Source organism: Caulobacter sp. FG121 (genome assembly GCF_057809815.1).
The window spans coordinates 320,822-339,981 of sequence record NZ_JBMDKR010000001.1; the positions used below are offsets into that span (position 1 = coordinate 320,822).

Annotated in this window: 17 protein-coding genes; 12 read left to right on the forward strand and 5 right to left on the reverse strand. The window is 66.7% G+C overall.

Annotated elements, in window-relative coordinates; all coding sequences use genetic code 11:
• Positions 1–57: 57 nt before the first annotated feature.
• Entirely contained in the window at positions 58–2,319 is a 2,262-nt protein-coding gene (locus ACODSL_RS01670; protein WP_488898888.1) for a TonB-dependent receptor, read from the reverse strand.
• A 428-nt stretch (positions 2,320–2,747) separates the two neighbouring features.
• On the opposite strand from ACODSL_RS01670, the gene ACODSL_RS01675 reads away from it, so the two are divergent.
• Together ACODSL_RS01675 and ACODSL_RS01680 are read left to right on the forward strand one after the other, a co-directional pair.
• Complete coding sequence (locus ACODSL_RS01675) at positions 2,748–3,872, forward strand: serine hydrolase domain-containing protein (protein ID WP_488898889.1); 1,125 nt, start codon at positions 2,748–2,750, stop codon at positions 3,870–3,872.
• 31 nt (positions 3,873–3,903) lie between these two features.
• On the forward strand, positions 3,904–5,421 hold the full coding sequence (locus ACODSL_RS01680) for an FAD-dependent oxidoreductase (RefSeq protein WP_488898890.1): 1,518 nt from the start codon (positions 3,904–3,906) through the stop codon (positions 5,419–5,421).
• On the opposite strand, the gene ACODSL_RS01685 is transcribed toward ACODSL_RS01680, so the two are convergent.
• Together ACODSL_RS01685 and ACODSL_RS01690 are read right to left on the reverse strand one after the other, a co-directional pair.
• The gene (locus tag ACODSL_RS01685; protein WP_488898891.1) at positions 5,413–6,423 is read right to left on the reverse strand and encodes a YeiH family protein; all 1,011 of its coding nucleotides are present in this window, start codon (positions 6,421–6,423) and stop codon (positions 5,413–5,415) included. The two genes, ACODSL_RS01680 and ACODSL_RS01685, sit on opposite strands and share 9 nt — an antisense overlap.
• A gap of 43 nt (positions 6,424–6,466) precedes the next feature.
• A complete protein-coding gene (locus tag ACODSL_RS01690; protein WP_488898892.1) occupies positions 6,467–7,018 on the reverse strand; it encodes a hypothetical protein in 552 nt (183 codons plus the stop codon).
• Between ACODSL_RS01690 and ACODSL_RS01695 the strand changes: the two genes are divergently transcribed.
• The 3 genes from ACODSL_RS01695 (at position 7,001) to ACODSL_RS01705 (ending at position 10,366) form a co-directional block, all read left to right on the forward strand.
• Positions 7,001–8,089 carry a hypothetical protein gene (locus tag ACODSL_RS01695; RefSeq protein WP_488898893.1) on the forward strand — a complete coding sequence of 363 codons (1,089 nt, stop codon included), beginning with the start codon at positions 7,001–7,003 and terminating at the stop codon, positions 8,087–8,089. The two genes, ACODSL_RS01690 and ACODSL_RS01695, sit on opposite strands and share 18 nt — an antisense overlap.
• 397 nt (positions 8,090–8,486) lie before the next feature.
• Complete coding sequence (locus ACODSL_RS01700; RefSeq protein WP_488898894.1) at positions 8,487–9,137, forward strand: TetR/AcrR family transcriptional regulator; 651 nt, start codon at positions 8,487–8,489, stop codon at positions 9,135–9,137.
• Positions 9,134–10,366, forward strand: a complete 1,233-nt coding sequence (locus ACODSL_RS01705; RefSeq protein ID WP_488898895.1) for a DUF418 domain-containing protein — start codon at positions 9,134–9,136, stop codon at positions 10,364–10,366. The genes ACODSL_RS01700 and ACODSL_RS01705 overlap by 4 nt, the downstream gene beginning before the upstream one ends.
• Before the next feature lie 12 nt (positions 10,367–10,378).
• Here the strand turns inward: ACODSL_RS01705 and ACODSL_RS01710 are convergent, their stop codons facing one another.
• Positions 10,379–10,816 carry a hypothetical protein gene (locus ACODSL_RS01710; RefSeq protein ID WP_488898896.1) on the reverse strand — a complete coding sequence of 146 codons (438 nt, stop codon included), beginning with the start codon at positions 10,814–10,816 and terminating at the stop codon, positions 10,379–10,381.
• 107 nt (positions 10,817–10,923) lie between these two features.
• Here ACODSL_RS01710 and ACODSL_RS01715 point away from each other — a divergent pair, with 107 nt between their 5' ends.
• Together ACODSL_RS01715 and ACODSL_RS01720 are read left to right on the forward strand one after the other, a co-directional pair.
• A complete protein-coding gene (locus ACODSL_RS01715) occupies positions 10,924–11,739 on the forward strand; it encodes a helix-turn-helix domain-containing protein (protein ID WP_488898897.1) in 816 nt (271 codons plus the stop codon).
• Between the two features lie 58 nt (positions 11,740–11,797).
• Positions 11,798–12,577: a glucose 1-dehydrogenase gene (locus ACODSL_RS01720; RefSeq protein WP_488898898.1), complete on the forward strand. Its 780-nt coding sequence runs from the start codon at positions 11,798–11,800 to the stop codon at positions 12,575–12,577.
• A gap of 124 nt (positions 12,578–12,701) precedes the next feature.
• Here ACODSL_RS01720 and ACODSL_RS01725 read toward each other — a convergent pair whose 3' ends face one another.
• On the reverse strand, positions 12,702–13,925 hold the full coding sequence (locus ACODSL_RS01725; RefSeq protein WP_488898899.1) for a serine hydrolase domain-containing protein: 1,224 nt from the start codon (positions 13,923–13,925) through the stop codon (positions 12,702–12,704).
• Positions 13,926–14,014: 89 nt separating this feature from the next.
• On the opposite strand from ACODSL_RS01725, the gene ACODSL_RS01730 reads away from it, so the two are divergent.
• The 5 genes from ACODSL_RS01730 to ACODSL_RS01750 all read left to right on the forward strand — a co-directional run bounded on the left by ACODSL_RS01730 (position 14,015) and on the right by ACODSL_RS01750 (position 19,063).
• Positions 14,015–14,629 (forward strand): TetR/AcrR family transcriptional regulator, encoded by a 615-nt coding sequence (locus ACODSL_RS01730; RefSeq protein ID WP_488898900.1) that lies wholly within the window; start codon positions 14,015–14,017, stop codon positions 14,627–14,629.
• Positions 14,630–14,756: 127 nt separating this feature from the next.
• A complete protein-coding gene (locus ACODSL_RS01735; RefSeq protein ID WP_488898901.1) occupies positions 14,757–15,107 on the forward strand; it encodes a hypothetical protein in 351 nt (116 codons plus the stop codon).
• Between the two features lie 27 nt (positions 15,108–15,134).
• Positions 15,135–15,863, forward strand: coding sequence for a hypothetical protein (locus ACODSL_RS01740; RefSeq protein ID WP_488898902.1), 729 nt, complete (start codon positions 15,135–15,137; stop codon positions 15,861–15,863).
• Positions 15,864–15,987: 124 nt separating this feature from the next.
• Positions 15,988–16,659 (forward strand): TetR/AcrR family transcriptional regulator, encoded by a 672-nt coding sequence (locus tag ACODSL_RS01745; protein ID WP_488898903.1) that lies wholly within the window; start codon positions 15,988–15,990, stop codon positions 16,657–16,659.
• A gap of 193 nt (positions 16,660–16,852) precedes the next feature.
• Entirely contained in the window at positions 16,853–19,063 is a 2,211-nt protein-coding gene (locus tag ACODSL_RS01750; protein WP_488898904.1) for a putative bifunctional diguanylate cyclase/phosphodiesterase, read from the forward strand.
• The last annotated feature ends 97 nt before the right edge of the window (positions 19,064–19,160 follow it).

Here is a 19,160-nt window from a genome sequence, read left to right on the forward strand (position 1 = left end):
CGCGGCGCCGCAAACCAACCCTGGTGGATCCGCGCGCCGCGTCCCTTCCGATGTCGGCTACCAGCGTTGCCGCAGTTGGATGCCGAACGTGCGCGGCTGGCTAAGCCGACGAGTGGTCGATCGATCGCCAAACACGATATAGGTCTCGTCGGTGGCATTGTTGGCGAAGGCGGAAATGTCCAGTGAGCCGAGGCCGTTGGGTATCCGGATGCCCGCTCGCAGATTGATCAACTGGCGATCATCGATGGCCGGGCTGGGCTGCGTAAGCTCCTGCATGCCGCCCCATTGGCCGTTGTACCGAATGTTCCCGAAGACCTCCGTTCCGGCCACGAACGGACGCCGAACGTAGAGCTCCGCCGAGGCGATCCAGTCGGGGATCTGGGGCAGCGCGTTGCCCTGATAGAGGCCGGCCGCAACTTCGCCGCCCTGCCGGGAGGCTCCAAACGTCGCGCGCAACTGATTTCCGGCAATCTCGGTCCGATAGATCGCCTCGACTTCCAGACCCCAGATCTCACCGTCACCCGCATTGGACAAGAATGAGGTGGAGACGGTTGGACAGACCGGGTTGGTGGTATTGCATCCGTTGTCGGCCTGAACGATCAGGTTCTGCGAATAGGAGCGATAGCCGGCGAACGCCATATAGAGACGTGGCGTCAGGTCGCCCTTCACGCCGATTTCGTAGGTGGTTGATGTTTCGTCCCCATACGCTGCCGGGATCGGGGTCGGCTGACGCGGATCACCGAGATTGGTGTTGAAACCTCCGGCTCGATAGCTGGTGCCCACCTTGAAGTAGGTCAGGATCGACCCAGGTAGCCGATATGCGGCGGTGAGATTGTAGGAGATGTTGTCCGAGGCGTCGCTCGCGTCGACATTGAAGCCGGCTCCACCGGACGGCAGCCCTGTCCGCAGGTCAAAGCGCCGCGCGACGACGGATCGGGTGTCCGAGGTGTAGCGAAGTTCCGCCGACAGATTGAGCGACTCGTTGAAATCATAGCCGATCGATCCGTAGGCCGCAGACGACTCGTATTCCGTCCCGACCGGCGACCGCGTCCCAGGAGACTGGCCGTTGCCCGCAGTCGGCGTACGTCCGGAAATTGTCTCGGAATCCGACACTTGGGAGAGGTATTCGACACCGAGCATCCAGTCGAGCCGGCCATCGAACGCGGCCCCGGCCAACCGAACGTCCTGCGACCAGCTGGTCGTCAGATCGAGCGTGGTGCTTGAGGAGTTGAAGTCGATCGCTCCCACGATGATTCCGCGCGCCTGCAGGTCCGCCACGGTGGGCCCATCGACGCCGTCCAGATCCACGGCCAAGCCTGACTTGCGCTCCCGCACGAATGTCGTCGATGTCAGGCTCGCCCCGCCCAGGTCGTAGGTGAGGGAAAGGATGGCGTCGTTCAACCGCTGTTTGGTGTATGGCTTGGTGCTCCAGGGATAGGAGTACGGCTCCTGGAAGTAGCCCAGCGGAAAGCGGGGCGGCGTCGGCTGGATGTAGATCTGATAGGATACGGCCGGAAGATCCATCAGCTGGTGTTCAACCAGCAGATTGGCGTCCAGTCGACTTGTCCGCATTCTGACCTGGCCGCGCAGAGCGTATCCGGACTCCCGATCGAAATAGACATCGTTGCCAGGGTTGTAGAAGAACCCCTCGTTGCGATCGACATAGTCGCCGCCCAGACGAACCGCGAACACGTCGTTCAACGGAATGTTGACGACGCCTTGCAACTGATAGCCTTCAGGCTCCAAGCCCTGGCGGTAATCGATGAAGCCACCGGGTTGAAACTGAGGGCGCTGGGAGATGATGTTGATCGCGCCGCCGACGGCGTTCCGGCCGTAGAGGGCGCCCTGAGTGCCCCGCAGAACTTCCACGCGACCCACATCAAACAGATCGAGACGGGTGAAGCTTCGCCCCCCCACGCGCCCGCCGCCGATGTAGGCGCCATTGCGATAGAGGCCGATGCTGGGATCGGCGTTGGTGCCTCGCGCCGTTGAGGACCCGCGCAGTGACACTTCGGAGTTGATGGGCGAGTTGGTGTCAAAGAAGCGCACGCTCGGTTCGCCGGCGAACAGTTCGCCGGCCGACGTCGCCCCGCCCCGGTTCTCAAGCGTTTCGGCGCCAATCACGGCAACCGCGCCGGGCACGTCTGCAAGCGCCTCCTCGCGTTTGCGTGCGGTGACCGTAATCCCTTCGACGGTCTCCACACGCGTGTCTGGGGCCGCCGGCTGGCCAGTGGAAGCCGGCTGCGCTTCCGCCGCGCTCGCGGCGGCCAGCAATGTGAGCGCGCTCGCCGAGGCCAGCACGATATGGCGATAGATCATCTATTCCTCCTCGCGTTTCCTGGCGTCCGTTGTGAGACGCCCCCCACTTCTCTCCCGCGGCTCAACGGCCTCGGTTTGCAGCTAGCTACGTATACGTATATTAATGACGAAGGAGTTGGCAAGGGCGCGCCTCCTTCGATGCGTTGGTGCGACGCACACACGCTCGACTTGCACGCCGGTCATCTCCACTATATACGTCTACGTATATATAATATCGCACCGTCCGGACGCGCGGAACTTCGATCCTCGAAGCGCGCGATCCATCGGTGGGTGATCATCGACGAGCAGAGGTGAAACGAATGCAGGAAGGGAGCCGGCGTCCGTCACGCCGAGATGTCACGGCGGGCGCGCTGATCGGACTTACGTCAGCCACCGCCGTCCTTGGGCCGAGCCGCGCCGAAGGTGGGGAAAATCGCACAGCCGTATCGGTGTCCATCGACCGAGCCGTCGCGGATCGGCGAGGCTTTGGTGCGGCCGGTCTCGATGGCGTCGCCGCGCTGTTTCAACAGATGTTGGACGAAGGGCAACATCCTGGCGGGCAGCTCGCGATCTACCGCGACGGCGAACTGGTCATGGAAGTCCTGGGTGGCACGACCGGCGCCAAAGGCGAACCTGTCTCGGCCCAGACGCTCTATCAGATACGCTCGACCACGAAAGCGCTCACCACGATGGTGATGATGCAGGCCCACGATCGCGGCCGCTTCCGTTTCGAAGATCCGGTCGCGCTCCACTGGCCGGAGTTTGCCGCCAACGGCAAGGAAGCCATCACAATCGCCCATGTGCTGAGCCACCAGGCTGGCATTCCAGATGGCCCTCTGATCCCGCCAACGCAGCTTGGCGACCGCCAGGCCGTTGCGCGCGCGGTCGAGGCGATGCGCCCGGTGTGGGCTCCGGGAACCGCGAACGGCTACCACGCCGCTACGATCGGCTGGGTCTGTGATGAACTGCTCCACCGGTGGGAGGGTGCCGGGGCCAGCAAGTTGCTGGCGCGCGACATTCTCCAGCCGCTCGGCGTGAGCGATCTCTATGTGGGCCTGCCGCGTTCGAAATTCCCGCGAATGGCGCCGATGACGGTCGATGAAGCGGTGCGCGCGCGCCAAGGCGACCGCGCCCGGTTCAGCGACTTTCTGAACACGCCCGCCGGCATTGGTCTGCCGCTCGCCTGGGTGGCGGGGGTTTCCAACGCGCGATCGCTCGGCAGGGTGATGTGCATTCCGGCGATGCGCGGCGTCGTGGATGGGAAGCGCTATTTTTCCGCCGAAACACAGGCCCGGGTGACTGTTCCGACCAATCCCGCCGGACGCGTCGACCTGCGCTTGATGAGCCCCACACGGTGGGGTCTGGGCTTCATAGTTGGCGACACGCCTGACATGTACGGCTCAAAGCCGCGGCCCGCCGTGATTGGACACGCCGGCGGCGGGGCCAACGTCATCTGGGGCGACCCCGAGACCGGCCTGGCCGTCGCGTTCCTCTGCAACCGGATGCTTCCCAACAGACAATCATCGGCTCGCTATCGCCGGCTCGGAGACGCGATCTATGCCAGCTTCGCCTGATCATCTGGCATGGGACCTCACGGCCGACATCGTGGTGGTCGGATACGGCTTCGCCGGGGCCGTCGCTGCGATTGAGGCCGCAGATCTGGGTTGTTCGGTGGTGGTTCTCGAGAAGGCCTCCCGGCCCGGCGGGATCTCCATCTGCTCAGGCGGCGGCGCCAGGGTCGCCAGCAACGCCGACAGCGCCTTCCAGTATTTGCGTCAGACCTGCGCGGGAACCACACCCGACGCCGTCCTGATGGCGTTTGCCGAGGGAATGACGGAGATCTCCGATCACATGGAGGCCCTCGGACGGGTATGCGCGGCCGACCTGACCTCGATCATGTATCCCGGAAACTATCCGCTCGACGGGTACGAGGATCTGGGATTCGTAATGTACGGGCCCATCGAGGGCTTCGAAGCCGACGACCACTACCCCAAGGTCAGAGGGCTTCGCGGTGGCGCGCGGCATTTCATGGTTCTGGAGGAGAACATCGCACGCCGCGCCATCGACGTCCGACTCGAAACGCCTGTTGAGCGGCTGATCCAGTCCCTGGACGGGCGTGTCGCCGGCGTGCGCGCCCGCCAGGCCGACGGTCAGGCCATCAGCATCCGCGCGCGGCGCGGTGTCATCCTCGCCTGCGGCGGCTTCGAGGCGTCGGACGAGTTCAAGCATCAGTTCCTTCAGGGCCGGGAGATTCTGTCGGCCGCCTATCGCGGCAACACCGGCGATGGCATTCGCATGGCGCAGCAGGTCGGCGCTGGCCTGTGGCACATGTGGCACTACCACGGCACTTACGGCCTGCGGCATCCCGACCCGTCCTACCCGTTCGGCATTCGGCTGGCCCGTCTGACCGACTGGATCCAAGGGATGGACTTCCCTGACGGTATGCAGATGCCGTGGATTGTCGTCGACAAAGCCGGTCGCCGGTACATGAACGAGTATCCGCCCTATGTCCAAGACACCGGCCATCGGCCCATGGAATTCTACGACACGGCGAAGGGAGAATTCCCTCGCATTCCGTCCGCTTTGATCTTCGATGAGGATGGGCGGAAGACATGTCCTCTAGCGCTCCCCACCTTCAATGACGACCACGCCTTCCTGGGCTGGAGCGACGACAACCTCGCGGAGGTGGAGGCGGGGCTTATCCATCGGGCTGATTCGATCGCCGATCTGGCTACGCTGATGGGTGTGTCGCCGGCCGTTCTCGCCCAGACGATCGAACGTTGGAACGCGGCCTGTGACGCCCGTGTGGACGGCGAGTTTGGGCGACCGGCTCCAAGCATGATGCCGATACGGACCGCGCCATTCTATTACGCCCCAGCTTGGCCAATTGTCTCCAACACCCAGGGTGGCCCGGTTCACGACGAACACTGGCGAGTGCTCGACGCCTTCGGTGAGCCGATTCCGGGCCTCTACGAGGCTGGAGAGCTCGGCGGGATATTCGGATTCCTGTACGTCGCAGGCGGAAACGTCTCTGAGTGCTACATCGGCGCCCGTCGTGCTGTTCGCCATGCCGCTAGGTCAGAGCCACTGACACGCGCGCCGGCAGCTGAACCATCAGGATAGGAACGCCAATCGGGTTGCGATGAGCGCGACCAGGATGGCGAGAAAGGCTTGCAGCGTCATAGTGAGGGGAAGTCGCCAGCCCCCTCGCAGAAGCGCCTGCAGCGATATCCGCCCCCCCAGCGCGAAGAGCGCCGCGACGAGGAGCCACTGACTGGCATTGCTCAGTAGCGCGACGGCGCCCGCAGGTAGCTCAATCGATGATCGCAAGACCGAAAACGCGAGGAACGCGAAGATGAACCAGGGCGGGGTCCATCGCATCTGCCCGCGCCCGTTTCCAAGCAGCACGGCGCCGGCCAGGGGAACAGCCAATCCTAACAGGGCGACCCGGATGAGCTTGGTTGCGACCGCCGCAGCCCCAGCGTCCTCGCCGAGCGTGTACCCACCGGCAGCCGCCTGCGCCACATCGTGCACCGCCGCGCCCACGAACACGCCGGCCGGGACGCCCTCAAGATGCGCCATCGTGGCCACGAGCGGCATCGCGGCCATTACGAGCGTGCCGACAACGATCACGACCGCGACGGTCTGAGCCAGCCACACGTCGCGGCGCGGGCCCGGAGGGAGCATGATCGCCATCGCCATGGCGGCCGAGACGCCACAGATCGCCGTCGCGCAGGCCGAGATCGCTGCGGCGCCCTTTTCCAGCCCCATCAGACGGCCGATCCCGAAGCCGGCGAAGAGAACGACAGTCGAAACCGCGACCGCTGGAGCAACTGCCGCAGCGCCGATGTTCAGCACCTGGCCGGCGTCCAACCGGATTCCGACCAAAGCGATGCCCAATTGCAACGAGAGACGGGACAGGTCCTCGCCCGTGGCGAAAATCCGGCGCGCCGGAAGCTGGGCGACAAGGCCGGCTAGAACCGCGCAGAAGACAACCGACAACCCCGAAACGTCAGCCACCGCATAACTGGCGAGACATCCCACCAACGTGATCGCCACCCCCGGTGCGCCCGTCCACACGCACGCGCCGACCCGCGCAATCCTGTCGCGAATTTCGCCAGCCATACGGATCACGCACCTCCACTATATACGACTACGTCTATTATTGTTATGAGGGCAAGGGGAAGTTGGCGCGGTGGCGAGTCAGATCTGTGAGTTCCTCCCTGGGCTGGTTTTCCCGGACGGGCCCGGCACTAGCCCCCTCTTCGGAGGGGGCATTTTTCCTGGGACGACGGCTCGGGACGGCGGGTCGACACTCGACGTCGACGTGAGGAGGAAGGCGGGTCGGTGGACAGACCGCGCTGTAGCCAAAGAGGGAGGTCCCGCGCACCTCGAAGACCAGAGGCCATTGGGCCTCGTATGCCGACTTGACGGCTCTCTTGAGCTTGTCCCGCTGGACCGGGCCGATCTCCGAATAGATCTTGTCCAGCACGTCCGCGAAGAACCTAAACCGGTCGAGCCAGGGGACCATCGAGCCCTCCATGCCCCCAGTGTCGAAGAGGTTCAGGGGCAGCTTGTGCGGCTTCACCACGCGGGCGCCCGTCGAACCGACGAAATCCGCGCTACTGTAGTCGCGCTTGTAGTCAAAGATCAGGACGCGGGGACGGATGCCGCGGTTCATCAGGGCGGAGCCCGCGATCTGGTGGACGAGCGACTTCAACAATTGCGTCTTGCCAGTCCCAAGGTCACCGACGACGCCCATGTTGAGCTGGTTGAGCCGCGTGTCCGAAAGGGCGAGGGAGAGCTCTCGCTTTTCGAAACCATCGACCGTGGTGCCGAACCGTTGCCTGACCTTCCGGTCTTCGACGAGCCGATCGAAGCGGTCCGTGCTCGCGTCGTGAAGCGGGTCGGCAAGGTGGCCGCAATCCGCACCCTCGAGGCCCCCTGGGGCGCTATCCGCAAGCTTCTGGATGAGGACGAGCGCCGGCGGGCCAAGCAGGCGGAGCACACCTGGAGCTCGAGCTGGTACGCGCCTCGGTTCGACTCGCCCTTCGAGCGCCGACGGCTGCGAGTGCTCAACAGCCTGGCGCTGGCATTCGCCCGGTCCGGGGCCAAGCTGGAGTTGCGCGGCAAGGAGGCCCGCGAGCTCACCGTCCATGTGGGAACACAGCATCTAGGGTTCACACTCGACCATCCCAGCGCCAAGCCGACGATCCACGGTGAGTGGGCGACCCGCCCCGGGCCTGTCGACATCCTCAAGCTGGAGCTGAAATCCAAGTTCCCCGAAGCCGGCGTGGCCGGGCTCTGGACCGACGGGGACGGCTCCAAGCTGGAAGAGCGCCTCACCGATATCGTCGTCGATATCATCGTCGCCGGCGAAGCGCAGTATCGCGCGGGCCAGTTTTCCCACCACGCTTGGCTTATCAAGCGTCGAGCCGAAAACGAGGCCGAGCTCGTGCGGCGACGAGAGGAAGCCGAGCGACGGCGTCGTGAGCAGGAATTGAAGGAACAGCAAGAACGCCGCGGCCTCCTGTTCCGCCAGGCACGCGACTGGCGCACAGCGCAGGATATCCGGGCGTTCGTCAGCGACGTCCTGTCGGACGGCGGCGGCGGGGACCGAGACGCCGGCCTTGCTGAATGGCGCGCCTGGGCGCTCGCCGAGGCTGACGAGATAGACCCGGTGAAACGGGGCGTGGAACTCGGGCGCGCGGGTGGCGACGCCGCCGACGACGATGAACGCAGGTGCGAGTGCGGAATGGAACGCGCTTGCGACTGTGATTGTGAGCCATGAGTTGGGGATCGGCGGCACGTTGGATCGGTTGCGGCACACCGGCCGTAGCTTCGGCGCTGATCTCGCCTGGTGGCGTGCCAAGACGGCCTCGGCGGATGATCGAGCGAACTATGCGGTCACGGTGCGTGACGATCGGTGGATGTCGGACGAACGAAGGCGGGAGCGAAGTAGAACCTTCGTGTGCAATCCGTGCACACGCCACCGCCTAACTATTTGAAAAGATTCAACGCTCCGTCCAGTCCATCATCGGCGCGACGGAGAGGCGGTGGGCGGCGGTAGTCGGGGTCATCACTCAAGCGGTCGGGTTGGCCTGCGGACGTCCCTACAGGCAAACCCGCCGGCGCGACAGACGCACTCGCCGCTTGACACGCAAGCAAGCGCTTGCTTGAAGCCAGCGATGACCCTGACCCACGCCCGACGTCCTGAAGCCGGATCGCAACGCGAGCGCATCCTCGATGCCGCCACCACCCTCTTCGCGGAGCTCGGGTTCGAGGCGATGACCATGCGAAAGCTGGGGGAGGCCGTCGGCCTCGACAACAGCAGCCTGTACCGGCATGTCGCGAGCAAGACCGACCTGGCCAACGCGGTTCTGGACCGGGTTGTCGACGATGTCCTGCCCCTCATCGAGGCCGTGGTCGACGGGTCTCGCCCGGCGAGCCTCAAGACTGTCGAAGTGCTCGCCGCGGCGGCCGGCGGCCATTTCTTCGACCGGCCCGCCGACGCCCGCCTGATGATGCACTGGATCATGTCGGTCGGCGAAGACGGCGGCGGGTTCAGCGTGAGCGTCCCCGCCAGCGACACCGGACGGCCCGGCGGCCGGCTGCTTGAACTGCTGGCCGGCTGGCTCGAGGGGGGCGTGCGCGAAGGCGCCCTGCGCAAACACGCGGTTCCGGACGCCCTGATCGTCCTGCTCGGCGCGATCCTGCTTCGCCCGGCCACGTTCGGTCATCTGCTGTCCAGCCTGGAGCCGGAACGATCGCGCGTCGCCGCGCGCGACGTCTGGATGGCCGAGTTGCGGGCCACCGTGAGGGGGACTTTCGCGCCGTGACCGGCTCACCCGCCCCCAGGACCGGGGGACCGATCCCCGACGCCGAACGCGCCGATGTCCTCGACGCCCTGCGCGGGTTCGCGTTGCTCGGGATCTTCGTGTCGCACATCCCCGACTTCTCGGGGTTCAACTTCATGACGGCGGCCGGCCAGGCGGCGCTCGACCGGTTCGGCGTCGACGGCCCGGCGGCAATGCTTCAGGACTTTCTCATCAGGGGCAAGTTCTACTCCCTGTTCTCGCTGCTGTTCGGCATCGGATTCGCGGTCCAGCTGGCGAGCGCCGACCGGCGGGGCGCCGACTTCAGCCGGTACTTCACGCGACGGCTCACCGTCCTGCTGGTCATCGGCCTGCTCCACGCCAGCCTCTGGTACGGAGACATCCTCAAGGACTATGCGCTGATCGGCTTTGTGCTGGTTCTCTGCCGGCGCTGGAGCCCGACGGCGGTCGGCGCGGCCGCCGCGATCGTGCTCGCGCTGAGGATCGCCTGGCCGGTCTTCATGGCGTGGCTCGCGCCGATGGTCTTCCACGGCTCCTCTGGCGGAGACGCGGACGGCGGCTTCGCGGACATCACGCGGGCTTTCAGCGGCGCCGACCCGGCGAGCATCTTCATCGCCAACCTCAGCCTGTTGAAGCTCAAGGCCTTGCAGATGGTCTACGATGGCAAGGCGATTTCGATCCTCGGCATGTTCCTGCTGGGCGCCCTGATCGGAAAACTCGGCCTCTACCGCAATCTCGCCGACCATCGCAGGCTGTTCACGCGCGTCTTCTGGATCTGCGCCCCAATCGGGGTGATCGGCAACGCCGTCCTGACGCCGCTGCACGCGGTCACGCCGGACTTCCCGCCCACGGTACAGTGGGAGATCGAAAGCGCGCTGTCGGCCGTCGCCGTCCCCGCCATGGCGCTGGCCTATGCGAGCGGGTTCGTCCTGCTGTGGTCAGGCGGCTGGCGCAAGGCGTTGGCGACGCTGGCGCCGGTGGGACGGATGGCGCTCACCACCTACATCTCGCAAACCCTGATCGGCATCGGCCTGTTCTATGGCGTGGGGCTGGGGCTCCAGGGCCGGATCGGGCTCGTCGAGGGCACGGGCCTGGCGCTGGCGATCTTCGCGGCGCAGTGCCTCGTCGCCGGCCTCTGGCTGCGCCTGTTCCGGTTCGGCCCGGTGGAATGGGTCTGGCGCCGCCTGACCTATGGCGTGCCGGTGCCCTTCCTTCGCCGGGCCTTGCCGTAGCCACTCCGGCCATCACGCCGTGGCGGGGTCACGCGCCTTGAGCGCGCCCGTGGCCAGAACCGGGATGAGGAAGCCGACCGTCAGCAGGGTGTTGGACACCGCGTTGAGCGGGAAGCCGGTCGAGATCGAGATCAGGCTGTCGATGACATACCAGGTCAGGAACGCCGCGGTCAGCGACCGCCAGACCGGCGCACCGCCGGTGTCGGCCAGACGGATCATGGCGATCATGGTGAAGCCCCAGCCCAGGGTCAGCGCGCCCTGCAGGCCGAACGCGAACCTCATCACCGGCTGGTCCAGCAGCCGGGCCAGCGCAGGGTCGCCGCCGATGAGGGCCAACACGAACCTCGGGGCCGCGTCCAGAACCGGCACGGCCGACAACGCCAGCACCAGGCCGAAGGCCAGAACGCCCCAGCACCACACCGTTATCCAGGTCTTCCAGAAGCCACGCATGTCAGATCTCCTCGGATTGATGGCCCCCAACCTCGGCGACGGGAGGTAGGCCCGGCAATTACCTGCCAGGTCATGGACAGCGCGCGCCGGCCTTGAGAGCATGAGCCATGTCCGATGTGCTCGCTCCGACCCGCCCTGAGGCGGGGCCCTTCGCCGCCGCCCTGCGCCGGTTCCGCGCCGGGCGGCGGATGAGCCAGCTCGATCTGGCCCTGACCTGTGACGTTTCGGCCCGGCATCTCTCGTTCCTTGAGTCCGGCCGCGCCCAGCCCAGCCGGGACATGGTTCTGCAGCTGGCGGAGGGGCTTCTGCTGCCGCTGGGCGCCCAGAACGCGCTGTTGCAGGCGGCCGGGTTCGCGCCGGCGTTTCCGGCGTCGCCGCTGGACTCGGCTGCGCTGGAGCCGTTCCGGGCCGTGCTCGACGAGATGATGACGCGGCACGCGCCCTACCCGGCCCTGCTGTGCGACCGGCACTGGACCATCCTTGACGCCAATCCGACGGCCCGCGCCCTGTTAGAGCCGCTGCACCAGGGGACCGGACCGATGAACGTCGTCCGCATGCTGACCGACAGCCCGCTGGCCCCGGTCTCCATCGCCAACTATCCCGAGATGCTGGCCGAGATGGCCGCGCGCATCCAGCTCGAGGCGCTCGAGGCCGGCGACGACCCTGTCCTGCAGGACCTGTTGCTGGCCCTGCAGTCGGCGGCGGCGAGCCACCCGCATCGCACGGCGCCGCTGCAGCGGCGGCCGCTGGCGCCGGTCGTGCTGAACACCCCCGATCAGCCGCTCAGCTTCCTGTCGACCATCGCCCATTTCGGCACCAGCGAGGACGTCACGGTGCGCGACCTGAGGCTGGAGCTGCTGTTTCCCGCCGACGACGCGACCCGGACGGCGATGACCAATCTCGCCGCCAAACTGGCCGGTTGATCGCTGCAAAGACCGACGAACGCCGGTATAGCCCTCTCCAGCAATGGGGGAGGACGGTATGCAGGATCTCACGGGGCGGGTGGCGCTGGTCACCGGCGGCGCGCGCGGCATCGGCGCGGCGACCGCGAAAGCGCTGGCGGCGGCGGGCGCCAAGGTCGTCATCACGGACTTCAACGACGGGACAGCCACGGCCGAAGCCGTCGGCGGGGCCTACATCAAGCATGACGTCACCGTCGAGGCCGACTGGATCGCCGCCGTGGCCTTCGCGAAGGCGACCTTCGGCGGGCTCGACATCCTGGTGAACAACGCCGGCATCTTCTGGATGAAGGGCATCGTCGAGACCGCGCTGGAGGACTTCCGGCGCATGCAGCAGGTCAATGTCGAGGGCGTATTCCTCGGCCTCAAGCACGCCATCCCGGCCATCGCTGAACGCGCCACGCGTTGGGACGGCGGCGGCTCGATCATCAACCTGTCGTCGGTCGCGGGCCTGGTCGGTCAGCCCGGCGGTCTGGCCTACAACGCCTCCAAGGGCGCCGTGCGGCTTATGACGAAGTCGGCGGCGCTGGAATGCGCCCGGGGCGGCCTGAAGATCCGCGTCAACTCGGTGCATCCGGGGATCATCGACACCCCGATGATGGCCGAGGCCGCAGTAGCTGTGTCGGCGCGCAACGGCGAAGGGTCCAACAGCACGCTGGAGCGTTTCGCCCAGAGCCACCCGATGGGCCGGCTCGGCCGCGACATCGATATCGCCAACGCCATCGTGTTCCTCGCCTCCGACGGCGCGGCCTTCATGACGGGGTCCGAGGTGGTGGTGGACGGCGGCATGACGGCCGCCTGACCGGCTCGCCTCTCCGGCGACCGTTCACTCGCCCCTAAAGCGTTAACTTCATTGACGTTTTTGATACGCCGCTGGCTTTATCCCGCCTCGCGCGACATCGTCGTGGGGCTGGAAGGCCTTGCGGCTAGAGCGCGCTGGCCAGGCCGTGGAACTCGGTGATCGCGCCGTAGACGTTCAGGCCGATGCCCATGGCCATCAGCTCGGGCTCCATGACGTTGTGGGCGAGGAAGATCATCACGGTCCCGGTGGTCGGATCGGCCTGCCACCAGCCGCCGTAGGCCCCCGGCCAGCCGACGGTGCCGACACCGCCCTTGCAGCGGGTGACCGCCGCCGTGTTGGGGTCCATCACCACCGCCAGGCCATACCCGAAGCCATGGGCGGTGAAGAGCGGCATGCCGAAGGTCTCGGCCCGCGCGCGCTGATCACCGGTCAGCTGGTTGGTCATCATTGCCCGGAGCGTCCCGGGCTTCAGAAGCCGCACCCCGTCGACCGCGCCGTCGCCGATGAACAGCCGGGCAAAGGCCAGATAGTCGTCCAGCGTCGACCACAGGCCGCCGCTTCCGGCCTCGTACGGCGTCGCCGTGGTCCGATCAGGCACTACGGCGCCCGCACCGCCCGCCCCGACGGGCTTCGGAACCAGCCCGCCGTCGGCGTTGAAGCCGTACATCTGCGCCCGGCGGTGAGCCTTGTCCGCCGGCACGAAGAAGCCGGTGTCGGTCATGCCAAGGGGCTCGAAGATTCTACGCTTCAGCACCGCGCCGAGGGACTCGCCCTCGATCCGCGCGATCAGGAATCCGAGCAGGTCGGTGGAGTTGCCGTAGTGAAAGCCTGCGCCGGGCTGATCGATCAGGGGCAGGCCCGCCAGCGCCGCGATCCAGTCGTCGGGCGTGACGTGGCTGTCGATCTGGCCGCCCAGCGCCGCGTCATAGGCCGGCTGGATCGGGCCGTCATGGAAGGAGCTGTAGGTCAGGCCCGAACGATGGGTCAGCAGGTCGTCGAAGGTGATTTCCCGCACCGCCGGGTCGGTCTCGTCCAGCGGCCCGGTCGGCGAGCGCAGCACCCGCATCTCCGCGAACTCGGGCGCCCATTTGCTGATCGGGTCGCTGAGAGCGATCCGGCCCTCGTCCACCAGCATCAGCGCGGCGACCGACGTAACCGGCTTGGTCATCGAAGCTATGCGGAAGATCGCGTCACGCTCCAGAGGATCGAGAGACTCCCGGTCCCGCCAGCCGGCCGCGCAGGTCTGGACGACCTTGCCATCCTTCCAGACCAGGGTCGCCGCGCCGGCGATCTCGTCGGCGTCGGTGTAGCGGCCGAGCATGGCGGCGATGGGGTCGGCGGTGGTCATGGCGGGTCCTGAAGCGATCGGCGCTTGAAAATGTAATACCTTTATAAAATATACCTCCTATAATTTTGCAAGCCGCTAGAGTCCGGAACATGTCCGCCGCCCCTGCCCCGTCCGACGCCCGCCGCCGCCCCAAGGGCGACAAGCGCGCCCGGACGCGCGCCGCCCTGCTGGAAGCAGCCCGCCAGTTGATCCGCGAGCGTGGCTACGAGCGCACGACCCTGCAGGCCGTAGCCGAGCGGGCCGGCATGACCAGCGGGGCGATCTACGGCAACTTCAGAAACCGCGACGACCTGTTCATCGCCCTGGGACAGACCTACTGGTCGCCGGTGCGGCCGAAGATCCGCCCCGACTCTACGTTCGCAGAGAAGATGCGCGCCCTGTCGGAGGCCTATGTCGCCTCGATCCCCGAACGGGAGACCGCGGCCTTCGGGCGGCTGACCGGCATGGCGCACGCCCTGTCCCACGACGCTCTCCGCGCCGAGGTGGAGGCCGCCACCCGCGCCAGCTTCGCCACTGGCGCCACCTGGCTGCGCAGCGTCGCCGACGAGGGCGGCCTGCCGATGCCGGCCGAGACGCTGGTCGTGCTGATCCACGCGGTGACCGAGGGTCTGCTGTTCCAGCGCTTCCTGACGCCGGACCTGGTTCCGGACGAGGCCTTCCATGCGGCGTTCGCGATGCTCGCGGGCGAACAGGCGCCAACCTAGCGCGCGACCGCCTCACGAACGCCAACCACGGGTCGTTGAGCCTATACAGACAACGGAACACCGTTTGCTGTTCTTTGGAACCAACTTTCGAGCGATGTCTTTATCCATCTCCTGAGGGAGAGACATCATGAAAGTCCTTACTGTAACCGCCGCGGTTTCCGTGGCAGCTATTTTGCTTGTGGCCTGTGGCCAGAAGCCGGCCGAGTCCGATCGCACGGAGGGTCCGGTCGTTTCGGCGCCGGAAGCTCCCGGCAATGCCGCTGTCGACACCACGCCGACGACCGGCGAGACCGCCCAGACCCCGGGCGCCAACTCGTTCACGGAAGCCCAGGCCAAGGGCGCGATCGAGAACGCCGGCTACAGCAATGTGAGCGCGCTGACCCAGAACGAGCAGGGAATCTGGAGCGGCAAGGCCACTATGGGCGGCAAGGAAGTCGCGGTGTCGGTCGACTACAAGGGCGCGGTCAGCCCGCAATAACATCTCTCAGTAACTGGAGTTAAGACCATGACGAAGACTGTAACGCGGCTGTTCGACCGCCATACCGACGCCCTGGCCGCCGTCCGCGACCTGAAAAACGCCGGCATCAACGACGACCGGATCAGCCTGGTCGCCAGCAACACCGGCAACTGGCACGACGGCGCCCTTCGCGACAGCGATGGCGACGGAGAGAGCGACGCGGCTGAAGGGGCCGGCAAGGGCGCCACGACGGGTGGCCTGATCGGCGGCGGAGCCGGATTACTGGCGGGCCTCGGCATGCTGGCCATTCCGGGTCTGGGCCCGGTGGTCGCGGCCGGCTGGCTGGTGTCGACAGCGGTCGGCGCCGCGGTGGGCGCTGTCGCCGGTGGTGCGGCGGGCGGAATTCTCGGCGCCCTGAAAGATGCCGGCCACACCGACGAGGAAGCCAACGTCTACGCCGAGGGCGTCCGCCGTGGCGGCTCGCTGGTCAGCGTTCGGGTCGATGACAACGACGCCATGCGCGTGGACGGACTGCTGCAGGCCGGCCGCGGCGTGGACGCCACCAATCGCGGCCGGGCCTACCATGAGGCAGGTTGGCAGGCCTTCGATCCGGCCGCCGGGCCGTACTCGAGCGACGAAGTCGCCCGGGAGCGCAGCCTGTACGGCGAGGACCGCTCGTTCGCCGGCCACACCGCCGGCGAGGCCTTCGACGACGAAAGCCGGGACCGCCCGGGCATGGGTGACGATCGCTCGCCCGACATGCGCCGCGACTCCTAGTCGCCAGGGGCCTTGCCGGCCCACGGCCAGCCCCGGTCGCCCAGCGGCCGGGGCTTTCGTCGTCAGGCGGGATTGTCACGTTAAATGCATTGCCGCATTTAATCTGGCGCCGTAGATATCGCTGATGACGCGAACTCCGGTCAGCCGCAAAGGCATTCCCAAGGGCGACAAGCGCCAGCGGACCCGCAAGACCCTTGTCGAGGCCGCCGCCGCCGTGATCGCCGAGAAGGGCTTCGACCGCACCTCGATCGAGGCGGTCTGCACGCGGGCAAACCTCTCGCGCGGGTCGTTCTACGGCAACTTCAAGAGTCGCGAAGACCTGTTCCTGGCTGTCATGGACAGCCAGTGGACGCCGATCGAGGCTGACTTCCGGCCGGGCGCGCCGTTGCGGGTGCAACTGCGCATTCTGGGCGAGGCGGTGGCGGTGGCGTCCCGCGCCCGTCTCCCCATGGCCGCAGGCGCGGCGGCGTTCCAGCTCTACAACCTGACCCACGCGCACATGCGCCAGCGCCTGACCGAGCGAAACGCCGAAACCTACCGCGCCATGGCGGACGGCTTCACGCGCATTGCTCCGCCGGGGTCCCTGCCCATGCCCGCCGACCAGTTCGCCCGGGTGATCGACGCGCTGATCACCGGCCTCGTGTTCACCCGTTTCCAGACGCCCGACCTGATCAGCGACGACGATATCGTCGCCGCCTTCGAGGCGCTGGCCGGTTCAGAGGCGCCATCCCCTTCCCCCTGGCCGATGGGGCGTCCGATGACACCAGGTCCCAACTTCTCCAGACGTCCGTCGTAAAGAAAGCGCGCTCGACATGCTCAAATTGAGTGGTCGATAGACTGTGAGTATTGGGAGGCAATCACCCGGTCAAACTATGAGCGGCTGGCTTGAGTAAACCGCGAGCACCCGCTTCTACTCGCCTGTTACCTGAATGTTAGGGGCTGGCCGCTAGACCCGGTTTTGCGACCACGGACTGCGGAACCGCCTTAAGATGAACGGCAAGATTCTGAAGGCGGACTTCTTCTGGCCGATCGCCGGCCTGTCATTCCTGATCATCGTTCTGCTCGTCAGCGGTCTGCTGAGCCTGACCCGCCATTTCGACGGCCTCGCCCGCGCGCGGGAGCAGGCCATCGTCACCAACGGCTTGAACGGCATCACCGAAGAAGTCGCGCACCGGGTCGTGCCGCAGGTCGTCTGGGACGACGCGGTCGTCCACCTGGCCAACCGCTTCGATCCGGACTGGGCCCGCGAAAACATCGGCCAGTATCTGCATCAGACCAGCGGCATCGACGTTGCTTTCGTTCTGGATCCCGCGAACCGGCCGCAGTTCGCGGCGCGGCATGGCTTCGTTGCGCCGCTCGCGCGCTATGCGGCCTTCGCCCCGGCGACGTCGCCGCTGGTCGCCGGCGTTCGGGCCAAGGAAGCTGATCGCGAACGCCTCATGCCGCCGAGCCGGGCCCATGGCGGCGATCTGGAACCGCTGCAGGCCAGCACGTTCGCCCTGGTCGGCGAGCAGATGTACATCCTCACCGCCACCCTGGTGCAGCCCGACTTCGGGCATGCCGTCCTGACTGGACGCCGTGCGCCGATCGTCGTGACCGCCCTGCCGATCGAGGACTCCTTCGTCCAGCTGTTTGCTCGGCGGTTCCTGTTGAACGGCCTCCACCTTCACACCGCGGACTCCCGCGGAGAGCCCGGCGAGGCTCACGTGCCGATGGTATCGAGTTCAGGCGAGTACCTGGCGACCATCGACTGGCGACCCCAAACCCCCGGCGCCGACATGTTGAGGAAGGCCGGCATTCCGGCCGTCGCCCTTCTGTCCCTGCTCAGCCTCGCCGCGCTGTGGCTGTTCCGGCGAAGCACGCGCATGGCGCAGGGGCTGATCGCCAGCGAGGCCCGCGCCACCCACCTGGCCTATTTCGACTCGTTGACCGGCCTGCCGAACCGCACGCGCTTCCTGGAAAAGCTCGACCACGCGCTCGACCGTCTGCGCCGGACGCCGGAGTCACTCGTGGCGATCCACTGCATCAGCCTGGACAAGGTTCGCGAGGTCAACGACCTGCACGGACACCAGGCCGGCGACGAGCTGATCCAGCAGGTCGCGCGGCGGCTCGCCGCCCAGTGTCGCACCACCGATGTCTTCGCGCGCTTCTCCAGCGACCAGTTCGCCATCGTCCATGCCGCCGACCATGCCGGCCAGGCGGCGAACCTGGCGGCCCGTCTGATCGAGGTGATGGGCGAGCCGTTCAGCCTGTCCTTCGGTCGGGTCTTCGTCTGCGCGGCCGTCGGCATCGCCCTGGTGCGGGACGGCGAAATGGATCCCGGCGAAGCGGTGCGCCAGGCCGACCTGGCCCTCAATCGCGCCGTCGAGGACGGCCGGAACCGGTTCAGCTTCTTCGAGATCGAAATGGACGCGGCGGTGAAGAGTCGCCGCGCCCTGGAAGCCGACCTGCGCGAAGCCCTCGAGCAGGGAAACCTGACGATGGTCTATCAGCCGCAGGTCAACCGTCGCGGCGTCATGACCGGGGTCGAGGCTCTCGTGCGCTGGGATCACCCGGTCCGCGGCTCGGTGTCGCCGGCCTTCTTCGTTCCGGTCGCGGAAGAATGCGGTCTGATCGGCGCGCTGGGCCTGTTCACACTCGGTCGGGCCTTCGAGGAAGGCAGCGAGTGGCCCGGCCTGAAGATCGGCGTCAACGTTTCGGCGACACAGCTGCGCGCGCCGGGCTTCGTGCAGGATGTCGGCCGCCTGGTGCGGGACCATGGCATCGATCCTCGCCGGTACGATCTCGAAATCACCGAAGGCGTGCTGGTCGGAGACGATCCCGACACGCACGACACGCTGCACCGGCTGCGTGACCTCGGCTTCAGTCTGACGCTCGATGATTTCGGGACCGGCTACTCGAGCCTGAGCTATCTGCAGCGGTATCCGATCGACAAGATCAAGATCGACCGGTCCTTCATCGTCAACCTGGGCGTCGATCCGGAGGCGGACGAGGTGGTCTCGGCCATCATCAAGCTGGCCAGGGCGCTGAACCTGGCGGTCATCGCCGAGGGCGTCGAGACCGAGGTGCAGCGCGACAGTCTGAACGCCGCCGGCTGCGGCGACATCCAGGGCTACCTGTTCAGCCGGCCCCTGACGGCCGATGGGGTCACCGGGTTGCTGGAAGCCGCGGCGCCGGCCCGGCGCAAGCGCGCGGCCTGATCCAGATCACAACTGCCACAAGCGCTGAAACCGAACGGGTCGCGGTCCGTTGCACAACAGCTCGAACACAGGGGTCTCGCGAGGCTCTCTGACGGAC

Coding starts and splice junctions, on each gene's coding strand:
- ACODSL_RS01720 (WP_488898898.1), top strand. CDS start 11,798: ATGCAGGATCTCACGGGGCGGGTGGCGCTGGTCACCGGCGGCGCGCGC.
- ACODSL_RS01710 (WP_488898896.1), bottom strand. CDS start 10,816: ATGCGTGGCTTCTGGAAGACCTGGATAACGGTGTGGTGCTGGGGCGTT.
- ACODSL_RS01745 (WP_488898903.1), top strand. CDS start 15,988: ATGACGCGAACTCCGGTCAGCCGCAAAGGCATTCCCAAGGGCGACAAG.
- ACODSL_RS01725 (WP_488898899.1), bottom strand. CDS start 13,925: ATGACCACCGCCGACCCCATCGCCGCCATGCTCGGCCGCTACACCGAC.
- ACODSL_RS01685 (WP_488898891.1), bottom strand. CDS start 6,423: ATGGCTGGCGAAATTCGCGACAGGATTGCGCGGGTCGGCGCGTGCGTG.
- ACODSL_RS01670 (WP_488898888.1), bottom strand. CDS start 2,319: ATGATCTATCGCCATATCGTGCTGGCCTCGGCGAGCGCGCTCACATTG.
- ACODSL_RS01730 (WP_488898900.1), top strand. CDS start 14,015: ATGTCCGCCGCCCCTGCCCCGTCCGACGCCCGCCGCCGCCCCAAGGGC.
- ACODSL_RS01700 (WP_488898894.1), top strand. CDS start 8,487: ATGACCCTGACCCACGCCCGACGTCCTGAAGCCGGATCGCAACGCGAG.
- ACODSL_RS01750 (WP_488898904.1), top strand. CDS start 16,853: ATGAACGGCAAGATTCTGAAGGCGGACTTCTTCTGGCCGATCGCCGGC.
- ACODSL_RS01715 (WP_488898897.1), top strand. CDS start 10,924: ATGTCCGATGTGCTCGCTCCGACCCGCCCTGAGGCGGGGCCCTTCGCC.
- ACODSL_RS01735 (WP_488898901.1), top strand. CDS start 14,757: ATGAAAGTCCTTACTGTAACCGCCGCGGTTTCCGTGGCAGCTATTTTG.
- ACODSL_RS01740 (WP_488898902.1), top strand. CDS start 15,135: ATGACGAAGACTGTAACGCGGCTGTTCGACCGCCATACCGACGCCCTG.